This window comes from Candidatus Sodalis sp. SoCistrobi (assembly GCF_900143145.1).
GTDB lineage: Bacteria > Pseudomonadota > Gammaproteobacteria > Enterobacterales > Enterobacteriaceae > SoCistrobi.
The window spans coordinates 1-7,058 of sequence record NZ_FRDB01000159.1; the positions used below are offsets into that span (position 1 = coordinate 1).

General features: G+C 55.1%; 6 protein-coding genes. 1 reads left to right on the forward strand and 5 read right to left on the reverse strand.

Features of this window, described 5'->3' with window-relative positions; genetic code table 11:
* Positions 1-411: 411 nt before the first annotated feature.
* Complete coding sequence (locus CINSTRO3249_RS11050; protein ID WP_371441379.1) at positions 412-1,419, reverse strand: glycosyltransferase; 1,008 nt, start codon at positions 1,417-1,419, stop codon at positions 412-414.
* Between the two features lie 43 nt (positions 1,420-1,462).
* Positions 1,463-2,566, reverse strand: a complete 1,104-nt coding sequence (locus CINSTRO3249_RS11055; protein WP_074013326.1) for a glycosyltransferase — start codon at positions 2,564-2,566, stop codon at positions 1,463-1,465.
* 211 nt (positions 2,567-2,777) lie between these two features.
* Here CINSTRO3249_RS11055 and CINSTRO3249_RS11060 point away from each other — a divergent pair, with 211 nt between their 5' ends.
* Positions 2,778-3,752, forward strand: a complete 975-nt coding sequence (locus tag CINSTRO3249_RS11060; RefSeq protein ID WP_074013327.1) for a polysaccharide deacetylase family protein — start codon at positions 2,778-2,780, stop codon at positions 3,750-3,752.
* Here the strand turns inward: CINSTRO3249_RS11060 and CINSTRO3249_RS11065 are convergent.
* The 3 genes from CINSTRO3249_RS11065 to CINSTRO3249_RS11075 form a co-directional block, all read right to left on the reverse strand.
* Entirely contained in the window at positions 3,716-4,918 is a 1,203-nt protein-coding gene (locus CINSTRO3249_RS11065) for an O-antigen ligase family protein (protein WP_074013328.1), read from the reverse strand. The genes CINSTRO3249_RS11060 and CINSTRO3249_RS11065 overlap by 37 nt on opposite strands.
* The gene (locus CINSTRO3249_RS11070; RefSeq protein WP_074013329.1) at positions 4,899-5,699 is read right to left on the reverse strand and encodes a sugar glycosyltransferase; all 801 of its coding nucleotides are present in this window, start codon (positions 5,697-5,699) and stop codon (positions 4,899-4,901) included. The genes CINSTRO3249_RS11065 and CINSTRO3249_RS11070 overlap by 20 nt, the downstream gene beginning before the upstream one ends.
* The coding region (locus CINSTRO3249_RS11075; RefSeq protein ID WP_254304262.1) for a flagellar biosynthesis protein FlhF at positions 5,699-7,058 on the reverse strand (1,360 nt) is incomplete at its 5' end. The genes CINSTRO3249_RS11070 and CINSTRO3249_RS11075, both read right to left, overlap by 1 nt.

The window sequence follows — 7,058 nt, forward strand, 5'->3', positions numbered from 1 at the left end:
TGACCTTCCTTATAAATACGTGCTCGTAGCACAAGATACCGTTCGGTCTTGAAGACGATTATGAATATGTCACCAGGGTTTAATCTGACGTACAAGCTGTAAGCTTAAGGCAGAGTACAAACTCACCGGTAACATCCCAATGATCAGTTGGGGATCATTAACCTTTGAAAGTCAATGATCAAGATATAAGGCGGCTGGCGTGGGGAAACACGCAAGGTATGCAATGAATTTGGCGGGATGAAATGACATAAGCCATGTCGCTCATGTCTGAGGAAAGGGTTAGGGATCAGGCACGGGGGAAGGTTGCCGCCGATAAGGCACCGCGACATTAGAAGAATGAAGAAGGGAACGGGTGGCGCCGGACGGTCGGCTAAGACTATGCTGGCCCGGCCAGCGGTAATGCCGCAGCGGTTAGCGGCGACGCCAGACGTAAAGACGGCACAGCCATAACAGCAGCTGATACCCTTGGCGGATGCCACGCGCATTGCGGATCATGCGCTTGTGGGTACCGCTAGTGAAAATATCGCGGATGATCATCCGCCGCGCCGCCGGATCCGGCTCTCGCCGCGCCGCATGGCAGACAGAGAGCGCCTCGTGGGTCACCTGCCGCGCAAATTCAGGGTAAAGACGAATTTTGCCGCGATAGCGCCGGTTGATGTCTTCGAGCAATTCGGCGATACGCAGATAATGCCGCTGGTATTCGACGTTTTTCATGCCGGTTCGTTTACGGTTGCTTATCGACTGGTCGTGGATGTAATAGCGGTACAGTACATCTTGGGTATAACGGACGCGGCGGGCATTAAACATCAATTCGGTGGTCCAGGGAATATCCTGATGATGCAGCCCTGGCTCAAAGCGCAAATCCAGCTGCTTTATCAACGACAGACGATAGATGCCAAGCCATACCACATGCAGGTAACGTCGGGTCGCCAACGCCCGACGCAGCCACTGGGGGCCGCTCAACACGCCGGTCGAGCTTAGACGATCGAGGGGGATCAGCGTCTTTATGCGCTGTGAGCCGGCAAAAAAACGCTCGCCGTTGCACTGCGCCACATCCAGATCTTCTTGCTCCGCCATTGCCACCAGCCGCTGGTAGAGGGTGGGATAGAGCATATCGTCGGCGTCGGGAAAGGTCACATAGACGCCGCGCGCCGTCGCCAACCCGGCGTTGCGCGCGCGCGAGACGCCGCCGTTGGCCTGATCGATCACCCGGACATGGGGATACCGCTCGGCATACTCCCGCGCCAGCACTTCCGAGCCGTCCGTCGAGCCGTCGTTAACCAGAATGATTTCCAGCTCGGTAAGCGTTTGCGCCAATAAGGAAGACATAAAGGTGTGAAATATGGCGCCGGCGTTATATAGGGGCACGATAACGCTAAGCTTGATCGCTGCGGATACCGGTTGAGTCATTGTCGTCATGGGCCGTTCATCGGATAATTTGCGCCCGGCGCTGTCGCCGGGGTCAGGACGCATTGTGTGCCAGGGCGATATATTGCCGGCAAATTGTCCCTATCTCGTAGGCCTGCAGATGGGAAGGTGAGATTGCCGGCGGCCGGTCATACATCGCCCGCATGGTTTTCGCCAGCGAAGCGCTGCTTAAATCCGCCAGCCCCACGGACAGGTCGCCGTCCAGAATTTCCACCGGACCGCCGGGACAGCGGGTACTTACCACCGGCGTATGGCAAATAAGCGCCTCAACCAGCACATTGCCGAACCCCTCGCTGTCGGAGCTTAAAATCAACATACGGGCGTGGCGGATATAAGGGTAGGGATTGGTATTAAAGGCTTTGAACCGCACCCGATCGGTAATTTGCAAATCTTGCTCTAGGGATTGCAAACGGCGCAGCATCGCCTCGCTGCCTTTGCCCAAAATCACCAGCGGCGCCTGGATACCGCTTTCGGCGTAGGCTTTCAGCAGGCGATCCTGACGCTTATTTTCATGCAGACGACCCACATGAATCAAATAATCCTGACCGGCCAATTCGCACGGCGCATCGGCCAGCCGGCGTATAGCGGCGAAATCGAAGGGATTGTAAATCACCTCGGCCTGACGCGGCATAACATTGAAGGTTTGCCGCATATCCTCCAACACGCCGCGCGAGACGGCGATAATATTGCGATTTTGGTACAGCGCGCGAATTTTGTGGCGTTTCAGCCAACGCGAAAGGCCTTTACGATGGCCCAAATAACCTAACGAGAACATGGTATGCAGACAAAACCAGATACGATCTCGCGGCAGCACCCGGCTGCGCGCCACGATGCGATCGGTTTTATGCAGATGAGAAACCACCAGATCGAACTCACCGTTGCGCTGTTGCGACGCCAGGACCGTCTTATCCAGCGCCCGCGCCCGACGCCCCAGCTCCGTCAACTTGCGCCAGGGACTCTGGGCGTGGTCAGCGATAATCTGGTATTCAATACCTTCCGGTAAGGCGTAGTCGCACACGCCCCGCAGCGAAAATATCGATACTCGATGGCCTTGGGACACTAACCCCTGCGCGAGCGTCAGCAGCACTTTCTCTGCCCCTCCGCCGGGTAAACCATCAATGATCATCAATATACGCATGCTGAGTTCCGCTCTGTGCCGCTGTACACGGTCTGTTTTCCCCGTGATCCTACCCTAAGGCGCGATGAAAATCTCTTTTGATTTCATCAGCGCCGTAAAAGACTGCATCACGCTGGCTCACCGGTAGGGTAGATTATCGCGAACAATCCAGTTTGCGCTGTTAACGGCGGCTGCGTAACATGGATTTCTCTGATTTCAGACTGGATTCGGTATGGCTACCCCTGCTTTTATTATTACTATAGACACAGAAGGCGACAATCTCTGGGAAAACCATCGGCATATTACGACCGAGAATGCCCTTTTTCTGCCGCGTTTCCAGGCATTATGCGAAAAGTATCGCTTTAAGCCGGTCTATCTCACCAATTATGAAATGGCGATGGATGACGTGTTTGTCGATTTCGCCCGCGACGCCGTCGCGCGCGGTAATGCGGAAGTCGGTATGCATCTGCACGCTTGGAATAGTCCGCCGGCCCACGATCTCACCGGCGATGACGGGCGTCATAAGCCCTATCTGATCGAATATCCCGCGGCGGTGATGCGGGAAAAAATACTGTTTATGACCCAACTGCTGGAAGACACCTTCCAGACCAAAATGTTGAGCCATCGCGCCGGCCGCTGGGCGTTTGACGAGCGTTATGCCGCCATGCTGCTTGAGCTCGGCTACCAAGTGGATTGCTCGGTCACTCCGCGGGTGGATTGGCGTCGTTCCCCCGGCGCGCCGGCAGGGGCGGGCGGCAGCAATTATCGCCATTTCCCCGATCGCGCCTATTTTATCGATCCCGGTAATATTGCTCGTCCTGGCGCCTCACGGCTGCTGGAAGTGCCGATGACCACCCGCGACAAGCATGCGCCCTGGGTGAATGCGGTCAGTCAGGTTTACGATCGGCTGCGTGGCAAACGGCGCGGTCCCTCTGTACAGTGGCTGCGGCCCGCCGGCGGCAATGCCGCGCAAATGTGCCAGCTGGCGGCGCAGAGACTGGCCGCAGGGAGTGATTATGTGGAGTTTATGCTGCATTCATCCGAATTCATGCCGGGCGGCAGCCCGACGTTCAGGGACGAGGCCGCTATTGAGCGGCTGTATCGCGATTTGGAACAGCTGTTCGACTGGCTGCAACACCGGGTAACCGGGATGACCCTGGCGCAGTTCTATCAGCACCGCCTGGGGCAGGCGGGGACGTCGGCCTGACAGGCCGCCGCTGGCAGCGTCAACACCACCGCCAGCGGCAACCAGAACATGTTCCAGGCGACGGCGGGGTTGCCGATGATAAACATCCCCTGGGTGAGATAAAACCCGGCGGCGAACAGAAACAGCGCGCCCTCCAGCCCCTGCCGGCGATCACATTGCCGCTTGGCCATGATGACGCCGTAAATTATCACCAGCGCCAGCAGCAGCATGCCGCACGCGCCGCCTTTCAGTAGCGCGGCCAGATACAGGCTATGCGTGGTGGTGATGGTATCGCCCAGCAGGTTGACAAACGATAGCTGTTTATCAAGTCCCCAGCCAAAGAAGGTTTTTTGCGCCACCAGCTCCAGCGTGTGGCGCCAAATGCCAAAGCGGATGAAGCTTTGTTGATAGCCGCTCACCATGCGCTGCAAGAAGATAGCGCCAAAACGCGTCATGAACAGCAGCGCCGACACCCCTACCCCTATCAACGCCACCGCCAGGAGATGGCGTGGGCGTATCGCCGACCGTAAGGCCAACAGAACCCCCAGAGCGCAAAGCAAGGACAGCAGGGGGCCACGGCTCAGAGTAAGCAGTAGGGCGAGTAACAGCACGATGACCGGCAGATAGAGCCAGCGCGCGCCTGTGTCGCGCATCAGGATAAGGCACATAAAAATACCCAACGCGAAATAGCCCGCCAAATCGATAACGTTAGGCGGCGCGCCGAAGAAGCCATCCGTCATGCGATGGCTTAGCATGGTTTTGGCATCGACCATAACGAAAGTGAGTACCACCAGCACCATCATCCCGGCGGCTACGGCCCATAGCGCTATCGAACGCCGGCCTTGCAGGGCCATCAGCCGAAACATGAGAAGAAACAGCAGCAGATAAAGAGCATGGGTGAGGTCGGAAATCAGCGCCTGGGGATGGGCGGACCACAACGTAGTCAGGCAAAAATAGCCCAGCATCAAGGTGGTCAACGACAGCCCGATATTAAACCTGCGGTCGCTGAAGAGTTGACGGCGCAGGACGGCATTGCCCGCCAGCATTACCAGCAGGCACAGCGCGGACAGGTGAAACAGATTATTGACCCGAGTATAGCCGCAAAAAAGAGCGCTAAAGAACAGAAATAACGGAAAGAAAACCTGGAATCCCTTTCCAGCACACTCGCTAGCGCGGGAAAGCATCATGAAAGCTCACCTTCTCGAAGATCTCGTTGCTTAGCGCGCTGTGCACAGAAAGATTTTTCACCACCACGCCGTTTTGCTCTAGCACCTCGCTGGCCAAGCCGAAGGCGGGAACGATGAGGGTGGCAAATTTCTCCGCCAGGAACGAAGGCAGCTTGTCTTGATCGGTTTCATAAAAGCGCGGCTGATGGAAATTGGTCATGTCCAGCCCGGCGATGTACAGACGCGTGAAGCCCAGGAACAGCAAAATCTGCAGCGCCCAGAACACCACCGTGCCGGCATCAAACACCCCGGCGCGGATATAGGTAGTGAAGGCGATATTGGGATAGTTCGGACTGAACCGGATGTGGGGATCCTGGCCGAAGTGGCGGCTCACATCATCACTGGCAACCTTGGGTTGATAGACGCGATAACAGGCGTCTTCAATCAGCGCCAGCCGGCAGCGCACCGCCGCCAGCGTGAAACGGTCAATAATCCGGGCGATACCGTGCAAGGTGGTGAACAAGGTTAAGGCCGGATCGGCGATTATCGCCTGCAAAACGTCGGTGCGGCGATCGATAAAACTCATGTCCACGATGATATACAGCTGAAAATTGAGCCGATCTTTGAGCGCGTAGGCGCCGTTGACGCCCACCACCGTCATCGGCGGCAGCCCGGCGAAATCCATATCATTGATGGACGGACCGGTAGCGGTAATCAGCGCATCGCCGCTGAAACGGTGACGCCATTCGACCAGCGGCACCAGCGGCACCGGCTGCCCCTTATAGCATAGGTATCTACACATCAGGGAGGAGGCTTAAGAGCAACTCTCGCTAAATGAGTAAGTTCTTCCAGACTATATTCCGATAATAATTTTAGTGTATTCAACAAGATGGATAGGCCAGCGAGCAGAGCAGGAGCGCTCTCTCTGCGGCCTCGCTTTTGCTGTCGTCCTGACAAGCGACATATCAGCTGGCGGGCTGCCGCATTTTCTTCTCCTTCAGCGCGTTGCAGCCGCCATACCAGAACAGCAGCCATACTGGCTATTAACAACCTGCGTAGTACGGCTGGCGCGCTGCGCTGAAGCCATGTTTCTACGTCATGTCCGGCACCTTTCAGCAACTTAAAAAATGATTCAATATTCCAGCGCCAGTAATACCAACGAGCTACTTCCTCGCAGGTGATCTCGCTGCAAACGTTTGTAAGCAGCGTCCAGCGTCCCACCACATTACCGAGATCATCCGTAAGCCGAACAACAACCAATCTGACCGTCAGAGGCTCTCCAGGTTGGATTTTTATGCGGCGGCCGGTTTCTTTATCTTTACGCTTCTGCTGCGCAGCTCGGGTTATGACTATCGAGGTTTCACTGATTTCCATATCAGCTTTTTTCCCTTTCCAGTCTACCTGTCCGCATCCGTTGTATGGCAGAAGAGCAGCAATCTCACCAATTTTCAATGAATTACCTTGCCACTCTGCACCATGTCCTTCTTTTCCTCGGATAAGCCAGCATATTCCTTGAGTACTCAACGTCCGCATATGTCCAATAGAGTCACCCTCTCTATCAATTATATGAATCAGCTTTTTACCTATATTAAGCGATTCCACACGGGCAATATCGGTCGTCAAGGCGTCCATATGTGTCTGCCGTTCGGACAGTCCTTCCGCCAACGTTGAATGACAACCGGTTGCATCGGTAAGTGTCTGAGATAGAGGCGCTATTGGCAAACCCGTGCCAGCATCAACCAGCAAGCTGCTTTGAAGTTCATATCCAACATCGCCACCGTGCGTCATTTTTAAGCGTCCGTATTTGGCATGATGGTAAAGAAATTGTAAACGTGACCAATCATGAACAACGAGAGCGTATGGATGCGGGCTAAGCGAAATTTGCTCAAGTGCTAGCGAAATAATTGGCTCATTGAGTTGACTGAAGCTAATTCGCTTATTATTCAGAAAACGCCAGACAGCTTGGGTAGTTGCGAAAGTTGATTTTTGAGCACTTGCGAGGTCTTTAACCGCAGAAGCAAGAAGAGCCGCGGGCGTCATATGCTGTTTAACCAGCGTCTGATATCGGCGGGTAAGGCGAGAGTCAATCCCGCCAACAGATAGGTTGAAATCATTCTGCAAAGTAATAACAGGTATCACGATAAATGTGTAGATACCTATG